Source organism: Brevibacillus sp. RS1.1, from assembly GCF_013284365.1.
Lineage (GTDB): Bacteria > Bacillota > Bacilli > Brevibacillales > Brevibacillaceae > Brevibacillus > Brevibacillus brevis_D.
The window spans coordinates 25,234-43,550 of record NZ_JABSVA010000006.1; the positions used below are offsets into that span (position 1 = coordinate 25,234).

An 18,317-nucleotide genomic window follows, 5' to 3' on the forward strand; every position below is an offset into this window, starting at 1 on the left:
GAGGTACAGCTATGATTTACTGGCAATTATTTCTCGCCTTTTTCCGCATCGGAATCTTCGGATTTGGGGGAGGACCTACGATGGTTCCCCTCTTTTACACCGAATGCGTGAAAAAGTATAAATGGGTGACAGATGAGGATTTTTCCGACAATCTGGCGCTCGGCAACGCTCTTCCAGGGCCCATTGGGACCAAGCTGGCTGCATTTATCGGCTATCGGGTAAAAGGCTGGAAGGGTGCATTGGTGGCAAACATCGCAGTAGTGATGCCAATCGTGCTTGTGATGATCGGTTTGCTGCAAGTTATATATCAATGGAAGGATGCGCCGGGTGTATACGGCATGATTCAGGCAATCGGTCCGGTAATCGCAGTTATGACAGGCGTCCTTACGTGGGAATTCCTTTCAAAGGGGTGGAAGGGAGCGTCCAGCAAAGCAGGTGTGAGCCTTTCCCTCGCCCTCTCACTCGTAGCGTTACTCTTCCTTGATTGGCATCCGGGCATCGTCGTAGGAATTGCGCTGGCCGTTTCATTTGCTTATTCTACTTGGTCTGTCCGCAAGCGCAAGGACAAGGACGGCAAGGAGGGTGTAGCATGATCTACCTGCAATTATTTTGGGCTTTTTTCATCTCCAACATTTTGGGGTACGGGGGAGGACCACCCAGCATCCCTTTGATCCAAAATGAAGTGGTTGACCATTACCAGTGGATGAGTGTGCAGGAATTCGGAGAAGTGCTGGCAGTAGGAAATGCCCTGCCCAGCCCAATCGCGACCAAGCTCGCCGGATACATTGGCTATCAGGTAGCAGGTGTACCGGGTGCAGTCGTCGCTTTATTTGCAACGGTCGCGCCGACAGCGATCGCGATGGTCTTATTGATGGGTTTTATTAACCTATTCCGCAGTGCGCCACAGGTAAAAGCGATGACCCAATCGGTACGGCCAGTCGTTACTGTCTTGCTCGGAACGATGACGTATCAATTCCTAATGGGCGCAGTCGAGGGAATCGGCTGGATGCAAACGGGGATTTTGACAGTGGCATCCTACCTTCTGCTCGAAACATGGAAGGTCCATCCCGCTTTTGTCATCTTGGGAGCGATGGCGTACGGGTTTGTTTTCATTGGGTAGGATAAGCTGGTCAGAAGAAAAAGCACAGGGCTCGTAGACCTTGACAACGCCTCCCCAGTCGGAACTTAAAAAAGGGGACCACGTTTGTCGAACACTTCTTCCCTGAGAAACTTCCGCCCGTAGGGTGGCTTTGGCTCGACGGTACCCTTTTTTAAGTGGAGACGGACAGTGAATCCCCCCTGTTAGCGTGTCAGAGTCGAAGAGAACTGTGCTTTTTCTTCCCCTCCACTATGTTGACTCAAACCAGATGGATCTTCCCTGCTTAACTAACGGTCTTTCTTATCGGCTAAACGAACGATTTAGGAGGCAAAAACCATGGTTGATTATGACGCAATGGAATACCCATACGCATCGAAGCGTGTGACGACTTTTGCCAAGAACGGTATGGTAGCGACCTCGCAGCCACTAGCGGCACAAGCAGGTCTCGATATTTTGAAAAAGGGCGGAAATGCGGTGGATGCGGCGATTGCAACGGCTGCGTGCCTGACTGTAGTAGAACCGACCTCAAACGGCATCGGGGGTGACGCATTTGCCCTCGTGTGGATCAAAGACGAGCTGCACGGACTGAATGCAAGCGGTCCGGCTCCACAAGGAATCTCCATCGAGGCATTAAAAGCAAAAGGTCTGAAAGAAATGCCGACCTACGGCTGGACCCCTGTCACGGTCCCAGGCGCACCTGCTGCGTGGGCAGCCTTGTCCAAGCGTTTTGGACGCCTTCCGCTTACAGAGGTTTTGCAGCCAGCGATTGACTATGCGGAGAATGGCTATCCGGTATCGCCCACATTGGCGCATAATTGGGATGTAGCATATAGAAAGCTTTCTCAGCAATGCAAAGGGGAAGCGTTCGCGCATTGGTTCTCCACCTTTACGCCAGATGGCAAAGTACCAAAAGCGGGCGACATCTGGAAGTCACCGGGTCATGCGAAGACGCTACGTCAAATCGCGGAAACAAATGCGGAGAGCTTCTACCGTGGAGAGCTGGCAGACAAGATCGACGCGTTCTCGCGTGAGTGCGACGGTTATTTGCGAAAAGAAGACCTGGCTGCCTATGAGCCGGAATGGGTGAAGCCGATCGGAGTCAACTACCGCGGCTATGATGTGTGGGAGATCCCGCCGAATGGGCAAGGGATGATCGGCCTGATGGCTCTGAATATTCTGAAAGGCTTTGATTTTGATGCAAAGGACACAACAGAAACGTATCACAAGCAAATCGAAGCGATGAAGCTGGCATTTGTGGACGGATTGAAATACATCACAGAAGAGAGCAAAATGAAGGTTTCGAAGGAAGCCTTGTTGTCAGAGAAATACGCTGCTACTCGCCGTGCACTGATTGGTCATGAAGCCTTGACGCCAGAGCCGGGTCAGCCGAAAACGAGCGGTACGGTCTATTTAGCGACTGCTGACGGTGAGGGCAACATGGTTTCCTTTATCCAAAGCAACTACATGGGCTTTGGTTCCGGAGTAGTTGTGCCGGGGACAGGGATCGCCATGCAAAACCGGGGTCATACCTTCTCGCTGGACCCTGCTCATGACAATTGTTTGGAGCCAGGCAAAAGAACGTTCCACACCATTATCCCGGGCTTCTTGACGAAAGATGGAAAAGCAGTGGGGCCGTTCGGCGTAATGGGCGGCTTCATGCAGCCACAAGGACATGTGCAGGTGGTCATGAACACCATCGACTTCCATCTCAATCCGCAAGCTTCGCTCGATGCGCCGCGTTGGCAGTGGATGGAAGGCAAAACGGTGGAGCTGGAGCGTCATTTCCCGGAGCATTTGGCACTAGCTTTGGAGCGCAGGGGTCATACGATCAAGTGGGCGCAGCTCGGCAATTACTTTGGACGAGGTCAAATCATTTGGCGTGATGAAAATGGTGTGCTGAGCGGTGGTACGGATATGCGTGCAGACAGCAGCATTGCTGCTTGGTAAGGAAAATAGCAAAAGAGAACCGAATAATAGAGTGAGTTGAGCCGAAGCGGATGCTTCGGTTTTTTATTTCCCCGTAATGGAATGGATGACAAGAGGTTCTCTTGTTCAGAAGTTGTCTAGATGTTCCTAGTAGAATGTAGAAAATGATCAAATTATGTCGTTTTTGCATATAGTAAACCTCTTTATGATAGTTCGAAAATCGCGGTATAAAAGATGGGAGAAAACAATTTGAATGAATACCATTTTAATTGTTGATGATACAGCGTTTACGAGACTCGTGTTGCGTAACATGTTTGAGAAATTAGGTATTGAGGTAGTGGCGGAAGCTGATTCAGGGGAGGAGGCTGTTAGGAATTATTGTTTGTATCGACCGTCACTGGTTATTATGGATATTACGATGCCGGGCATGAACGGTTTGGTTGCTTCCCGAAAAATCATAGAGCTGGATAAGAATGCGAAGATCATCATTTGCTCCGCAGTTGCACGACGCGATACGGTCATCAAAGCGATTCAGGCTGGTGCGCGTGATTTTATCGCAAAGCCCTTACAGTTCGAGAGGATTGAATGGGCTGTTCAGCATTTGTTGGAAACAGATTCTAGGTGAAACAAAATGAAGGCGGAGTCATCTCTACCTTTTGAACGGATGGAATATAATTAGGAAGAAGAACAGGGATAAGCTGCCGTATAGGTAACTGTCCCTGTTCTTCTTTTTGTCTCTTGTTCAGAAATTGTTGAGATGATCCTAGTAGAATGGGTGAAGCTACGGAATAGAGGGGCTTTATGCCTATGAAAATGAAAGTATAGGAGGCGTTAGTTTTGGTTGGTATTGCCAACAGGAATATATTACTATAATAAAATAGTCCAAAAGATATAGATGGATAGGATGGGAGACAGCATTTTGGATGAATAGCATTCTGATTGTTGATGATACGGCGTTTACGAGACGTGTGCTGCGCAACATATTTGAGACGTTAGGACTGCATGTGGTTGCGGAAGCTGCTTCGGGAGAGGAGGCTGTTAGAAATTACTGCTTGTACAAACCATCACTCGTTACGATGGACATTACCATGCCCGGCATGAACGGTTTGACTGCTTCACGCAAAATCATGGAGTTGGACAAGGATGCCAAGATCATTATTTGCTCAGCAGTGTCTAGGAACGATACCGTCATCAAGGCGATTCAGGCAGGGGCGCGGGATTTCATTGCGAAGCCACTGCAGCTGGAGCGAATCGAATGGGCTGTCCAAAAATTGCTGGGAACAGGAGTAGATGATCGTTGTGGGGATCGACAGGAGAAACAAATAGCTGAGGTGTTAGCATGAAAGTCTTGATCACAGGTGGTTATGGGTTCATTGGTTCTTTTGTCGCGGAGAGATTTTATAAGGAAGGGTATAAGGTTTTCATCCTCGACAAGCTCAGCTCAGGCAATCAAAGGAACGTCACATTTCCGCATAAGGCATACGAGCTGGATGTAGCGGATAAAAAATGTGATGAAGTATTTAAGAGCAACAAGTTCGATGTCGTCATCCATTTAGCGGCCCAAGTAAGTGTTGCTGCATCCATGGAAGACCCCCTGCTGGATACGAATACGAACATTCTGGGACTCGTGAATATGCTAAAGCTATCGAGCAAATATGGCGTGTCCAAATTTATTTTTGCGTCATCAGCCGCCGTTTACGGCATGAATGAATGTACACCGTTACACGAAGATTCAGCGTGTGATCCGGTATCTGTTTATGGAATAAACAAGCACATCGGCGAAATGTATTGCCGCAAATGGACAGAAATGTACGGCTTGCAAACGGTAGCCTTTCGCTTGGCAAATGTGTATGGCCCCAGACAAAGTGCAGGAGGGGAAGGCGGTGTTATCTCTACTTTTTTAACCCAGATCAACCATGGGAAAGAAATAGTTCTGCACGGGGATGGTAGCCAAACGAGAGACTTCATTTATGTAGAGGATGTAGCTGATGCCATTTTCCGTTCCGTTACCACGGATGATACGGGTGTGATGAATTTGTCTACGAACCAGGAAAGCAGCATTAATGAGCTGATTGACATTCTCGGGGCTAACCAGCCTCTTCAAGGAATATCACGAAGGGAAAAACGCCCAGGAGACGTAGATAAGTCAGTTTTGGACAATACGTGGGCAAAGCGAAGACTAGATTGGATCCCGATGTATTCATTGGCGGAGGGGCTGGAAAAAACGGCGCAGTGGTATCAAGAGACCGTCGCAGAGAAGGAACAAGAGCAGGAGAGCGAAGCGAAGAAAGCGATCCATTGGCTCCGTTCATGGGATGCAAGGCCGTACATAGAGAACATTCTTGCGTTTCTTCTGGTGGTTTTCGCGACAGTTGGAACGGTTAATAGCGGTGTCTTTGATCTCAAGCTGATTTACATCGTGTTGATTGGCGCCATTTACGGAACGAAGCAATCCCTCTTGTCAGTTATCCTGGCTTGTGGACTTTTCATCGGAGAAAGCCTGCATAACGGGCGCGATGTTGTATCGCTCTTATATGACGCGAATGTTCTGTTTCATATCGCTGTCTATTTTATTATCGGGATTGCTGTGGGCTATTCGATCGACAAACGCAACAGGGACGTATTGTCCAAGGAGCTGCAAAAGCAAGCGCTGGAAGACAAGTATGATTTTTTAAAAGACATCTATAACGATGTTCTGATGGTAAAGCAAGAGTTGCAGCAGCAGATCGTAAATTCGGAAGACAGCTTTGGAAAAATCTACAACATCACCAAAGAGTTGGACAGCCTCGAGCCTGAACGCGTATTGCAGAAATCAGTCAAGGTACTGGAAAGAATCATGAAGTCCGATGAGATCGCCATTTATACGATGAATCAAAATGGCTCTTTCTTGCGATTGATGGCCAAATCGAATAAAGCGGGCTTTGATCTGCCACGCTCGCTGAAAATGAGTGAACATGCTTACCTTACTGAATTAATGACAATGAAAAAGATCATCGTGAATAAAGAGCTACGTCACGACATGCCCCTTATAGCAGCTCCTATTTTTGACAAGGGAAAAATGGTTGCGGTGGTCACATTGCAACAACTCGGTTTTGAAAACTTTACGATGTACACCCAAAACCTTTTTCAGGTTGCCGTTCAATTGATCTCATCCGCTTTGTCCCGTTCTCTTCGATACTTAAACTCCACACAAAAGGACCGTTACCTAGACGATACCCCTATCCTGATTCCTGCTTATTTTTCAGCAATGGTGAAGAACAAAAGGGACGCCAAGCAACAGTTAAACACTGACTTTACCCTCTTGGCAGTGGATTTTGCGCAAATGGATCATCATACACTTGCTACCTATATCGCCAGTTCTCTTCGCGAAGCAGATTATATGGGAATGGACGAAGCAGGAGATGTCTATATCATTCTCTCCAATTCCAACGAGCAAGAAGCCCGTATCGTGATTGATAGGCTTGGTAGACTCGGTATTGCATCGAGAATTGTGCAGGAAAAAGACCAGGATCGCTTCTCCTTGAAGGATGGCGCTTATGTTTAATCTAGTTCTCCTCCATGTCTTGGTGTCTGTTGGTTACAGTTGGATGCAAAGCCGCGGCAAAAACAAGCAGGTGCTGATTATGCGAATGCTTGTTACTGGCTTTCTCCCCATTTTTGGCCTCCTGTTATTGGGGATTACCGATGTGTACAAACGAACATCGAAAAAGAATGTGAATGAACTGATGCTTGAGAGCGATTTGCTGAAGCTAGCGGAGGGATCGAATATTTTCCGAAGAGCGGACATGGAAAAGGAAATGAACATCGTCCCTGTTGAGGACATTTTGTTTTTGAACGACACGAGCACGCGCCGAAAGATGCTGATCGATGTCTTGAAAGAGCAGACCATTTGGCAGATCGGCACATTGGAGACAGCCTTGCAAAACGAGGACTCAGAAACGGTTCACTACGCAGCAGCCGCTTTAACGGAAATGCGGCGCAACCTTCAGCTCCAACTGCAGGATTTATCAGTGAAATACGAGGAGAACAAGCAGGAGCTTGCAGTTCTACGCGCCTACGCAGACGTATTGAAGAAGTATCTGGACAGTTCACTCCTTGATCAACGCACCTATGTGAAGTACAGCTACACGTATTCGTTTGTTCTGGAGTCATTATTGGACATTTATCAGGAAGAAGAAAGCTATTTTGTGGACAAGATCAATTGTGAGCTGGGGAACCAGTCCTATGAAAAAGCGGAACAGTACTGTCAATTGTTTCATGAGTATCATCCGGAAAGCGAGCAGCCATATGTCATGTCGCTCAAGCGCTTCTTTTCGATCAGAGACTACGCAGGTTTTGTGGCAGAGATGAATCGGTTAAAAAGCTCGTCGGTTAAAATCTCCCACGCTACGTTGATGATGATTCGCTACTGGAACGATGAGCAAGACAGCAATTGGGCGGAAGTCGCTGTTACACAGGAAATAGGTACGAAACTGAAAGAGATGAGCGATACAAAATGAGAATGACTAGGTTCAGGAGAAGGAAAAGAGACAGGGAAAATGGCAGAGACTGGAGCAGATCGAGGTCCAACGATATTCCCGTGAAAAAAAACATCTACATCATTCTGATCTTTGTGGCGATTCTGGGGATCACTATTGAAGCTACCCGGTCTCAGTTCATCCTTCAGGTGAGCAGTAATAAGTCAGGAGGCTCGGGAAAAGAGGCTGACGAGCCGAAGCAAAACGCGATCAGTCAGGAGGAAATCGCCAAGCTGGTAAGGGAGAGATTCCTCATTCTGCATGATTCCAAGGATGAGAGCAGCATGGCAATCGCGAGGAATGTGGAGCAAGTGCTGCGGTATATGAAAAAGGAGTACGAGCTTGCTGACGTTAAGCAGTTCTCGAAGCCCGACCCCCAATACATGACGGTCATTGTCACCATAGAAAATCTGGACATGCTAGCCAATCTGGATGCGATGATGGAATATGCGCACAATGGTGGAAATGTGTTCTTTTCACGTACGCCTGAATACAATGACAGCTTGTACCGCATATACCGAAAACTAGGGATCAATTCGATCAATCTCCCTATCGTGACAAATGGCATTCAGATGACATCCAATCTCTTGATCAAAGGAGAAGATGCAAAAATCGGTGCAGATGCCATTGTGAATTCCTCGATTCCCGTAGAACTGAATAGGCAAGCAAAGGTTCACGCTGTTTCCGCCGACAATATGCCACTGCTATGGGAGACCCGGTATGGACAGGGGAAGCTCATGGTCTATAACGGGACGAATATGCAATCTGCCATGAACAGAGGACTGATTGCTGGTGGCATCAGTTTACTGAATCCAGATTTTATGTACCCCATTTTCAATATGAAAGTCATGTATATTGACGATTTTCCGGCCCCTTTTCGTCAGGGGATCGAGCCGAGTATTTACCGCGAGTACCGCAAAGATATTCCCAGCTTCTTTCGGGACGTGTGGTGGCCGGACATGATCAAGCTTGCTGCCGATTACGATGTGACCTACACGGGAGCTATTATCAATACCTACAATAACCGAGTTGCTCCGCCCTTCACTGATGAGGAAGGAACGGATTCGAACAATCTGATTACGTACGGCAGGGATTTGTTGAAAATGGGTGGCGAACTGGGCATCCACGGATACAATCATCAATCACTGGTTACCGATCAAGAGACGGCGAGCCATTACGAGTATAAGGCTTGGCCGGATGAAGCAAGTATGACCGAGTCACTTACGTATCTGGACAATTATATCAAGAAGGTCTTCTCGGCATATGACATACAGACGTATGTCCCGCCTTCCAACGTGTTGGGAGAGGAAGGGCGTCGAGCGCTGAAAAAGTCCTTTCCTGATCTGAGAATCATTGCCTCCTTGTATGCGGAATCAGACAGTACACACGAATACATCCAGGAGTTTTCCGTGGCTGAAGATGGCATTGTAGAGCTGCCGCGTATTACCTCCGGATACAGTCGCACAGACATTCAGGATTGGTACATAACGAATGCGATCACATCCATCGGTGTTTTTTCTCATTTTGTTCATCCTGACGATGTGTTGGACAAGGAGCGAAGCAATAACAAGTCGTGGTCGGAATTGGTGAAAGACTTTCAACTCATGCTGGAAGAGCTTTACGAGCAGTATCCATGGCTGCGTAGCCAGACTGCTTCCGAAGCTGCAACAAGCCTTGAGAGCTATTTACAGACGGATGTATATATCTCGCATACGGATAAAAAAGTGACAGGCTACATGAACAATTTCTCCGAAGACATGTATTACATCTTGCGGACAAATAAAAAAATGACGAGCTTGGTCAATTGCACGGTAGAAAAAATAGAGGAAGGCGTCTATCTCGTGCATGCAACGGGTGCAAAATTTGAAATAGGACTGGAAGAGTAAGCGATGAAAATTTGTCTGATTGCCGAAGGATCGTACCCTTATATTACAGGGGGAGTCTCTAGCTGGATTCATTCCTTAATCGCTAGCATGCCAGAGCATGAGTTCATCATTTATGCAATTGGTGCAGAAGAGAAAAATAGGGGGAAATACGTCTACCAGCTCCCCGAAAATGTGGTGGAAATCAAAGAGGTATTTCTAGATGCCTATCTGAAAGAAGAGGCTGCACCGGGCAAGCGTTTGGGTCTGACTGAGGATGAGCAGCAGGCGTTGCTTTCGTTGCTCGATGGCAGCAAAGGTGACTGGCATGCTCTGTTTTCCGTGTTGTCGGGGAGTAAGGTGCCATCCGTAGCCGAGTTGCTTACGAGCAAGGACTTTTTCGAGGTCATTCAACGGCTTTGCGAGCAAAAATATCCGCAAATTCCTTTTACCGAAATGATCTGGATGATTCGCTCGATGGTGTTGCCGCTATGTCAGATCATTCAAAACGGCATGCCGCAAGCGGATTTGTATCACAGTGTTTGTACGGGATATGGCGGTGTAGCAGGGAGTCTCGGGAAGTATCTGCATGCAAAGCCGTTTTTGCTGACGGAGCATGGAATTTATACCCGCGAGCGGGAAGAAGAAATTATCAAGGCAAGCTGGATCAAGGGTCACTTTAAGGATATCTGGATCGATTATTTTCATAATCTTTCTGCATGTGCCTATTCCTACGCGGATGAGGTAATCACGTTGTTTGAGCGGAACAAGGAAATTCAGATCGAGCTAGGCTGTGATCCTTCCAAAGTATCCGTGATCCCGAACGGTGTAAAAGTGAGTGATTATGCGGACATCGTGGAGGAAAAAAAGGACGACACAATCACCATTGGTGCTGTTGTCCGCGTGGTACCTATCAAAGATATAAAAACAATGCTTCATAGCTTTGGACTCGTCAAAGAACAAGTGCCACACGCACGCTTTGTTATCATGGGCCCGACGGATGAAGATGAGGAGTACTATACAGAATGCTTGCAATTGGTCGACAGCCTTCAGCTTGAGTCTGTTACGTTTACGGGTGCGGTTAATGTGAAAGAGTATCTCGGAAAAATGGACATGCTTGTTTTGACCAGCATCAGCGAAGGCCAACCGCTTGTTATTTTGGAAGGAATGGCATGCAGAAAGCCCTTCGTCACAACGGACGTGGGAAGCTGTCGGGAATTGTTGTACGGCAATGGTGACAGCTATGGCAGCGCAGGGATTACGGTACCTGTCATGCATTTTACTCAAATTGCCCAAGCGATCATTACATTGTGCCAAAACGAGCCATTGAGACGGCGGATGGGCAGATGCGGTTTCCAAAGAGTATCGGAGATTTACACACATGAGAACTTCTTGGCGGGATATCGCAAAATGTACCGGAAATACGAGGTGTAAGAAACATGGCGGGCATTGGCTTTGAACTGAAGAAAATGTTTCGGAATAAAGGGTATTTGTCCAGTGTGAAGGCGTATGCATTTTCTTCGCTGGTCACAGTCGGACCGATGCTGATTTGTATGGTCATGATCACGGTGCTACAGCAAGTTCTTCTTCAATTGAATGTCAGTTATTTGGAGAGGATGTCTTTTTTAGCAGCTGTTGTTTATGCGTTCGTGTTTTCACTATTGGTTACCTGTGGTTTTTCCATGGTCATTTCCCGCTATATAGCAGACAAAATTTACTTACGCGAGTATAACGACATCATTGCTTCTTTGTATGGAGTTATCGCTGTTTGCCTGGGCTTGGGGGGTATTCTCGGCGGTGCTTTTTACTGGCTCGCTCCTTTGCCATCTGGCTTTAAGCTTGTCGCTTACCTTCTTTTTGTGGAACTGATCGTCGTATGGCTTCAATCCGCCTATTTGTCGGCATTAAAGGATTATATGCGCATTATTCGCGGGTATTTGGCGGCTGTTTCCGTTACGCTTCTGGCTGCGTTTCTACTGTCTTATCTGACTGAATTGGAAAAAGGAATCGCCATGCTGATTTCTTTGGATCTGGGTTTTTTTATCATGATCGTTCTGTCTATGGTTCATCTGGAGAGCTATTTCCCGAAGCGGGAGAGGAACTACTTCGATTTCGTGCAGTACGTGAAGAAATACCCAAGTCTGCTGGGGGTGGGCCTCTTTTGCTCTCTCGGTTTTTATGTGCACCATTTTATTTACTGGCTGGGGAGTCCGCTTCAAGAGGTCGTGGCGGATACATACGTGATTGCGCCTTTTTATGATGTTCCTGCTTTCTATGCCTCCTTGAGCATATTGCCTACGATGGTCATGTTTGTTGTATCTGTAGAGACCGCTTTTTACGAGAAGTATCGAGCGTACTACGGAACAATATTGGGCACAGGCTCGGTGCAGGATATCAAGCGGGCAAAAACAGACATGGTCCAAACATTAATGCAAGAGCTCAGCTTCATGATGGAAGTGCAGCTGTTCTTTTCCTTCGTTGCATTGGCTCTGGGAATTACGTTGCTTCCGCACATCGGGTTTACGTCCGAGCAGATGGAGCGGTACAACATCCTGGTTATCGCGGGATACTTGTACGCTGTGATGTTTGTGGTCGTGCTGATGCTGCTCTATTTTGACGATCGGAAGGGAGCGCTTGCGGTGACGACCTTATTTCTCATCAGTACGGTTGTTATCACCATAGCGATGCTGCCCCTTCATAACTACGGCTTTTCATTTTTTATTGCTTCGTTTCTTGCACTGGTAGCCGGTCTCGGCAGGCTGATCTATTACCTGAAAAATATTGATTATTACACCTATTGCCTACAACCGCTCTTTGTCAAAGAAAAGCGAATGGAATAGATGGGGACTGATGGATTGGGGAGGACTTAGGTTGAAGAAAAAACGATTCATACTGAGCCTGCTCGTAGCATTCGGAGTTGTAACGACTGGTTGTACACAGGATGTACCTGAACAACCGGTGTCAGACAACCCGTCAGCAACGAGCCAGGTGGCGCCAACTCAGCAGCTGAACGAGGGGCTGATTGAGAATAGAAGCGTATACGATCAGGATGTGGATGGGAGCATCGTCCATTTATATGTGACGGTAGTCAACGAAGAAAATTCAAAACTGAAGACGACTACCTTTACGGAACTCAATCTAGCTCCTAGTGGACGGAATGAAAAGGGAGAAGATCTCCAGGCCAAAGTCATTATGCAGGAAGGGACGGCGGAGGGGCCTACTCAAGGCCACTTTGGTTTTGGCGAGACGAGAGCGAACGGAACGATTGAGCTGCGGGGGGAATCGAGCAGGAGAGCGGAACAAAAATCGTACAAAATCCGTTTGTTCGAAAGTGCCGGATACTGGCGGGATCAGCGCAACATCAACTTAAGCAAGCACAAGTCTGATATGACGCGTGTTCGGCAAAAGCTTAGCTTTGATTATTTCGAGCAGATGCCGAATATGACCAGCTTGCGGACGCAGTTCGTTCAAGTAAAAATCAAGGATTTGACCAAGAAAAATCCGGATCGGGACTTTGTTGATTACGGTTTGTTCACTCAAATTGAACAGCCAAACAAAACATTTTTGCAGGCGCACGGATTGGATCGGAACGGAAACTTGTACAAGGCAATTGATTTCGAGTTCCATCGCTACGAGGATCAGATCAAGCTGGCGACCGATCCTACCTACGACAAGAAAGCATTTGAGAAAATTTTGGAGATCAAAGGCAGCGAGAACCATGAAAAGCTCATTGCCATGCTGGAGGATCTCCACAATTCTGCAATGAATACGCAGGACTTTTTGGACAAGCATTTTGATCGGGATAACTACTATACATGGATGGCATCCAACCTGTTGATGGGAAATCACGACACGGCTGTTCACAATTTTTATTTATACAGCCCAAGTAACTCGAACAAATGGTATTTCCTCCCGTGGGACTATGACTCAACATGGGGATTTTTCGAAGAAGAGCTCAAACGCAGTCCAGAAAAAGGACTCGGTCCATGGCAGTTTGGCCTCTCCGAATACTGGGTGTCGAACCTGCATCGCCGCGTCTTCAAAGACCCGGAAAACATCAAGGCACTAAACGAAAAGGTTGAGGAAGTCAGCAAGATCATTACGAAAGAGCAAACGGAAAAATACTTGCAGAGCTATTATCCGATTGTGAGCAAATACGTGCTGCAACTACCAGATTTATATAATTTGCCGTTAGATGTCTCTTATTTTCACAAGGAGCAAGCACTTCTCTCCGGTGAACCGGAGCGTAACAAAAAGAGGTACTATGAACGCCAAGAGAATCCGATGCCCTTTTTTATGGGAGAGCCAAGAAAAGAAGGAGATAAACTCATTTTTGCTTGGGACCATTCCTATGATCTGCAAGGAGACGATCTGACCTACGATTTTGCTGTCAGCTACGATCCTGCGTTTACGAAGATACACGCGCAGGCAAAGGGGCTGACAGGAGTCCAATATACGATAAACGATCCGGGAAAAGGTCGCTTTTTCTGGCGGGTGATTGTACGGGATAGCAAAGGGAACGTACAGACGGCATTTGACAGAGTAGAGCCGGAGGATGCGATTTATCACGGGGTGAAGGAGTTCGTGTTGAAATGAAAGGAATCCAGAGCACGGGCATCCAGCTCGGCAACAAGCGATTGCGGCATGAGTTGAAGTATTATCTTCGGCTGAGTCATTACGAGCCGCTCCGGCAGAAATTGAGTCTGATCGCCACTCCTGACCCTCATTCTGTAAGTGAGGAAGGGTATCATATTCGCAGCCTGTATTTTGATGACTATCACGATACGGCTCTCTATGAAAAAAACTACGGGGTTTTTCAAAGAAAAAAGTATCGCATTCGCATTTACAACAAAAGTGATGCGGTCATCAAGATGGAGCGAAAGAGCAAGTTTGGCGGATACATTTGCAAAGAATCAGCGTCGATTACGCGGGATGAGTATGAACAGATTTTGGCAGGCGAGGTTGAGTTTCTACGTGAGACGGAAAGTGCTGTGCTGCGAGATTTTTATTTATCGTGCAAGAATCATCTGTTTCGGCCTCGCGTCATCACGGATTATGTTCGAGAGGCGTATTTGGTGAGAGAAGGGAACGTCCGGATTACGTTTGATAAGTACTTGAAGGCAAACGTCAATTCGCTTGATATCTTTGACGAACACATCATGATGGTCAGAGCGATTCATCAGCCCAAGATGATCATGGAAGTGAAGTACGATCAATTCCTGCCATTCAATATGAGACTTTTGCTACAAAACCTGAGTAATCAGCGGTCGGCTATCTCCAAATATGTCATTTGCAGAGAGGAAACCAAAAAGTACTATAATCTTTAGTGTGAGGAGAAGTCGAGAAATTATGGACACGACCAATACGATTACTTTTCAAGATATCATCAAAAAAAGCGTCTTAAAAATGGATCAATTCGCCAGCATCTCGATCATCGATACGGTCATAGGTCTTGTGTTGTCGGGAGTGCTTGGGTTGTTCATCTACTATATTTACAAGAAAACGTTTCGCGGCGTCGTCTATACGCACACCTTTAACATCACGCTGGTGGCCATGGCCATGCTTACTTGCCTGATTATCATGACGATTAGCACGAATATCGTGCTCTCTCTCGGGATGGTCGGCGCGTTGAGTATTGTGCGGTTCCGTACCGCCATCAAAGACCCGTTGGATATTGTCTTCATGTTTTGGTCGATCTCGGTCGGTATTGCGACGGGAGCAGGTGTGTACCCGGTTTCCGTTCTAGGATCTCTGGTAGTGGCAGGTGTCATTGTCGTATTATCCAAGCGGCAAATGAGAGATGTTGCTTATCTGCTCATTATTACCTATCAGGATCAAGCCAATGACGGAGTCAAATACCAGCTGAACAAGCTTAAATACACGCTGAAATCAAAGACAGTCAACAAAGAGATGGTGGAATTGATTGTTGAAGTAAAAATCAAAGGAGATAATACAGCATTTGTTCAAGATATTTCAGAGGTAGAAGGTGTGAAAAACGTATCATTGGTCAGCTACGATGGCGATTATGCACCATAAATGATTCTACAAAAAAATCCCTTTCTGACGACTCCTTTACAGGTTGTCAGGAAGGGATTTTTTCTTTGATGATCAGTCTCGTACTTGAACCTTGCCTAGTGTGTATCTTCCGTCCGCTCTTTTTCCTTCCATGGCAAATTGAATGCCCGGTTCTTCCGTATGCGGATCGAGGATAGCCACGCAGAGGGTGTATGTTCCTTCTGGTAAGTCATCTGGGATTTTCAAGCTTTGCTTGACGGTTTTCGTGCCAGGAAGCCATTTGCGGATGTCTTCGTCCGTTTTGGTCTTGGTTACGATCTCGCCATTTTCATCCGTGAGTGACAGCTCGAGAATCCATGGGAAATAAAAAGGAGCGACACCGCGATTTTGCCAATCCATCGTTATAGCGAGGCTTTCTCCGGGCTGGACTGCTTTGGCATGTGTCTCTTTCGTGATGGAGAAGCGGTAGCCAATCGTGTTTAAAAAGCGGTCCAGGTATTGTTGTTGTTCGCTATCTTTTTCGAACTGTGCAGGTGTATTGGGGCCAAGCCAGCTAATATGCGAAGCTTTGGCTTGTGAGATTACCTGGTTAATGGAGGAGCGATCAAAGTAGCTGTTTAACGAGTCGTATGGGGAGAACTCTCCACCGCTTGGTGCATACTTCCAAAAGTCAGGCATGGCGGGCATTGTCTCTTTGGTCAGCCAGGATACATAGCCCTTCTGTATCCAGGACAGGTAGCTGTCTGTATCCTCTTTGTTGCCGAACATGTCGTTAAACAGGCCCAGCTTGTACTCTTTGGCGACTGGATGAGGTCTTCGCATCAGTAGCATGGAATCAGGGAAGTTATCCAGATACGGTTGGACGTACTGATCCGTGACTTCTGTCGCAGGGAAAGGAATAGACGTATCGGTGTGCCATTCTCCCCAGTGACCGACGCTTCCCAGTTGAATGAAAGCAATGCGGGGATCGTCCTTGTAACGCTCTCCTAGTGCGTCAATCAACTGTTTGTGGTATTTGATGATCAATGGGTTGCTGTAGTTGGGACTATAGCCTTTGCCATAGTCGTTTCGATACCACTCGCCGTCTTCAAAGTTGTCATTGTCCCCGCCGATCTCGTTGTATAACCAATCCGGTATCTCCATGTCCGATTTGGTGTGAGGAATATCCATTACGATACGGAGGATGAACTTGACATCTTTTTCTGTCCATTCATCAAACCGGATCGCATCTTCGACCTCATCAAATGCATAATCCCCTTTAGTAGGCTCGAGCATCCTCCAGGTAAGATTGGCATAGACAAGCGTGTGTTCTTGCTCAAGATTGCTCGTCCCTGAGTCGGGAGCCAGTCCCATATACGGGTTTCGGAGCACGTCTTGGGTTTGTTTTGGTGAATAGGTCGCCGTTCCATAACTGGAGGCGGCGGCAGAGGATGGTAGAATGCAAAAAGTAGCGAGAAGTACGCTGTATAGAACACTTCTGAGCTTCATGAGTGCCCCCTAGATTTAGTGAGAGAGTAGCATTACTTTTGTTCGGTCTCTTGTTTCCATATGTGATACCACTTGGTGATATGTTCGTTTGCTGCTGACCCGAGTTCATTCTCCCATCGAGAGGTCAAGAGTTGATACTGTTCTTCTACAGCCGCATGATCGTCCAAGGAAGCGTACAGCTGCATCAAGATCATGTAGCTGTCTTCTTCAAGCGGGTGCAAATTCTGAATGCGTTGGTTGACGTTGATCGCCTCTCGTACTCTGCCGTGTCCCAAATAAAAGCTGCTCATTGTTTTGGCGAGCGAAAGCCACATTCTGCGGAGTCTTTCCCGCTCGTACTCTGCCCACAAATAGTCGTAGTCTCCGAAATAATCGCCTGTATACGCTGCGAGCAATTGCTCATACTCCTGCATATTGGCAAGAGAGAGGGGAGGGATTTGTTTGAGACGATTCTCCCATTCCTCCACATCGATCGTAGCCGAATCAATCGTCAGCTTATAGCCGCCTTCTAAATTACCTTTGTTGATCGATATCGTTAGGAGACCATAGCGTTTCAAGGTTTGCCGGATGAGGTAAATCGTCGTATATAGCTGGGTTACGCCTTTGCTACCATCATAGTCCGGCCACAAAAGCTCGATAAGCGAATCTTTGTCGATCATCTTGTTGCGGTGATGCAACAAATACGCAAACAGCTCGCGGGCTTTATTCGTGCGCCACTTGATCTCTTGCGGCTCCTGATTGGGCTGGTGAAACAAAATACTATTGAAGCATTGGATGGAGACGACTGACTCTTCTTTAACAGGCGCGGCTTCTTTCGCGGACTTGATTCTCTCACGAAGACGGTCCATTGTCTTTTGCAAGCGTTGAAGCTGTACGGGCTTCATGATGTAATCCAGCGCGCATAGCTCAAAAGCATCAACGGCGTACTTATCGTACCCTGTGACAAATACGATCTCCGGGGAGTTATCGATTCCTTGCAGACGTTCTCCGATCTCCAGTCCACTGATGCGCGGCATATTAATATCTAAAAATACGACATCTGGTTGAAGAGATATTGCTTGGTCGATCGCTTCGAGAGGATTGGTGTAGGCTCCGACTACCTTAACGCCGCCAACATCTTTTTCTAGCAATCGTTGCAGATGCATCAAGGGTAGTTGCTCGTCGTCTACCAATAAGGCTCTCATCCACTGTCTCTCCTTCAAAAAACGATAAAATGCAACAGATTGTCTTACGAATCTGATAAATCCATACTCTCTACTCTATCATCAAAAGAGAGGTTATCCAAACCTTTACAGTGATAGGAATTGTGAATTTTTAGCAAGCGATGGAGGTCAGAACTTGCCGAAATACTTCCTTTCTGTCCATAAACAGCAGGATCGACTTGTCGGATGATGTTCAATCTCTGCAAGT

At 46.9% G+C, this 18,317-nt stretch carries 15 protein-coding genes; 13 read left to right on the top strand and 2 right to left on the bottom strand.

Annotated elements, in window-relative coordinates; translation table 11 throughout:
* The first annotated feature begins 11 nt into the window (after positions 1–11).
* The 13 genes from HP570_RS19585 (at position 12) to HP570_RS19645 (ending at position 15,440) form a co-directional block, all read left to right on the top strand.
* Positions 12–593: a chromate transporter gene (locus HP570_RS19585; protein WP_173626824.1), complete on the top strand. Its 582-nt coding sequence runs from the start codon at positions 12–14 to the stop codon at positions 591–593.
* Positions 590–1,120, top strand: a complete 531-nt coding sequence (locus tag HP570_RS19590; protein WP_064201820.1) for a chromate transporter — start codon at positions 590–592, stop codon at positions 1,118–1,120. The genes HP570_RS19585 and HP570_RS19590 overlap by 4 nt, the downstream gene beginning before the upstream one ends.
* A 315-nt stretch (positions 1,121–1,435) precedes the next feature.
* Positions 1,436–3,046, top strand: coding sequence for a gamma-glutamyltransferase (gene ggt, locus HP570_RS19595; RefSeq protein ID WP_173626825.1), 1,611 nt, complete (start codon positions 1,436–1,438; stop codon positions 3,044–3,046).
* 232 nt (positions 3,047–3,278) lie between these two features.
* Positions 3,279–3,650 (top strand): response regulator, encoded by a 372-nt coding sequence (locus HP570_RS19600; RefSeq protein ID WP_012684297.1) that lies wholly within the window; start codon positions 3,279–3,281, stop codon positions 3,648–3,650.
* A gap of 298 nt (positions 3,651–3,948) precedes the next feature.
* On the top strand, positions 3,949–4,368 hold the full coding sequence (locus tag HP570_RS19605; RefSeq protein ID WP_142498432.1) for a response regulator: 420 nt from the start codon (positions 3,949–3,951) through the stop codon (positions 4,366–4,368).
* On the top strand, positions 4,365–6,569 hold the full coding sequence (locus HP570_RS19610) for an NAD-dependent epimerase/dehydratase family protein (RefSeq protein WP_173626826.1): 2,205 nt from the start codon (positions 4,365–4,367) through the stop codon (positions 6,567–6,569). The genes HP570_RS19605 and HP570_RS19610 overlap by 4 nt, the downstream gene beginning before the upstream one ends.
* Positions 6,562–7,524, top strand: coding sequence for a hypothetical protein (locus tag HP570_RS19615; protein ID WP_173626827.1), 963 nt, complete (start codon positions 6,562–6,564; stop codon positions 7,522–7,524). The genes HP570_RS19610 and HP570_RS19615 overlap by 8 nt, the downstream gene beginning before the upstream one ends.
* A gap of 80 nt (positions 7,525–7,604) precedes the next feature.
* Positions 7,605–9,428, top strand: coding sequence for a DUF2194 domain-containing protein (locus HP570_RS19620; protein ID WP_173626828.1), 1,824 nt, complete (start codon positions 7,605–7,607; stop codon positions 9,426–9,428).
* 3 nt (positions 9,429–9,431) lie between these two features.
* A complete protein-coding gene (gene pelF / locus HP570_RS19625; RefSeq protein WP_012684302.1) occupies positions 9,432–10,838 on the top strand; it encodes a GT4 family glycosyltransferase PelF in 1,407 nt (468 codons plus the stop codon).
* Between the two features lie 5 nt (positions 10,839–10,843).
* Positions 10,844–12,244, top strand: coding sequence for an exopolysaccharide Pel transporter PelG (gene pelG / locus HP570_RS19630; RefSeq protein ID WP_173626829.1), 1,401 nt, complete (start codon positions 10,844–10,846; stop codon positions 12,242–12,244).
* 31 nt (positions 12,245–12,275) lie between these two features.
* On the top strand, positions 12,276–14,000 hold the full coding sequence (locus tag HP570_RS19635) for a CotH kinase family protein (protein WP_012684304.1): 1,725 nt from the start codon (positions 12,276–12,278) through the stop codon (positions 13,998–14,000).
* A complete protein-coding gene (locus tag HP570_RS19640; RefSeq protein WP_173626830.1) occupies positions 13,997–14,731 on the top strand; it encodes a polyphosphate polymerase domain-containing protein in 735 nt (244 codons plus the stop codon). The genes HP570_RS19635 and HP570_RS19640 overlap by 4 nt, the downstream gene beginning before the upstream one ends.
* A 22-nt stretch (positions 14,732–14,753) precedes the next feature.
* A complete protein-coding gene (locus HP570_RS19645) occupies positions 14,754–15,440 on the top strand; it encodes a DUF4956 domain-containing protein (protein WP_064201829.1) in 687 nt (228 codons plus the stop codon).
* Positions 15,441–15,512: 72 nt separating this feature from the next.
* Here the strand turns inward: HP570_RS19645 and HP570_RS19650 are convergent, their stop codons facing one another.
* Both HP570_RS19650 and HP570_RS19655 read right to left on the bottom strand, forming a co-directional pair.
* The gene (locus HP570_RS19650) at positions 15,513–16,907 is read right to left on the bottom strand and encodes a DUF4832 domain-containing protein (RefSeq protein WP_173626831.1); all 1,395 of its coding nucleotides are present in this window, start codon (positions 16,905–16,907) and stop codon (positions 15,513–15,515) included.
* 32 nt (positions 16,908–16,939) lie between these two features.
* Complete coding sequence (locus tag HP570_RS19655) at positions 16,940–18,091, bottom strand: response regulator (RefSeq protein WP_142498423.1); 1,152 nt, start codon at positions 18,089–18,091, stop codon at positions 16,940–16,942.
* Positions 18,092–18,317 lie beyond the last annotated feature (226 nt).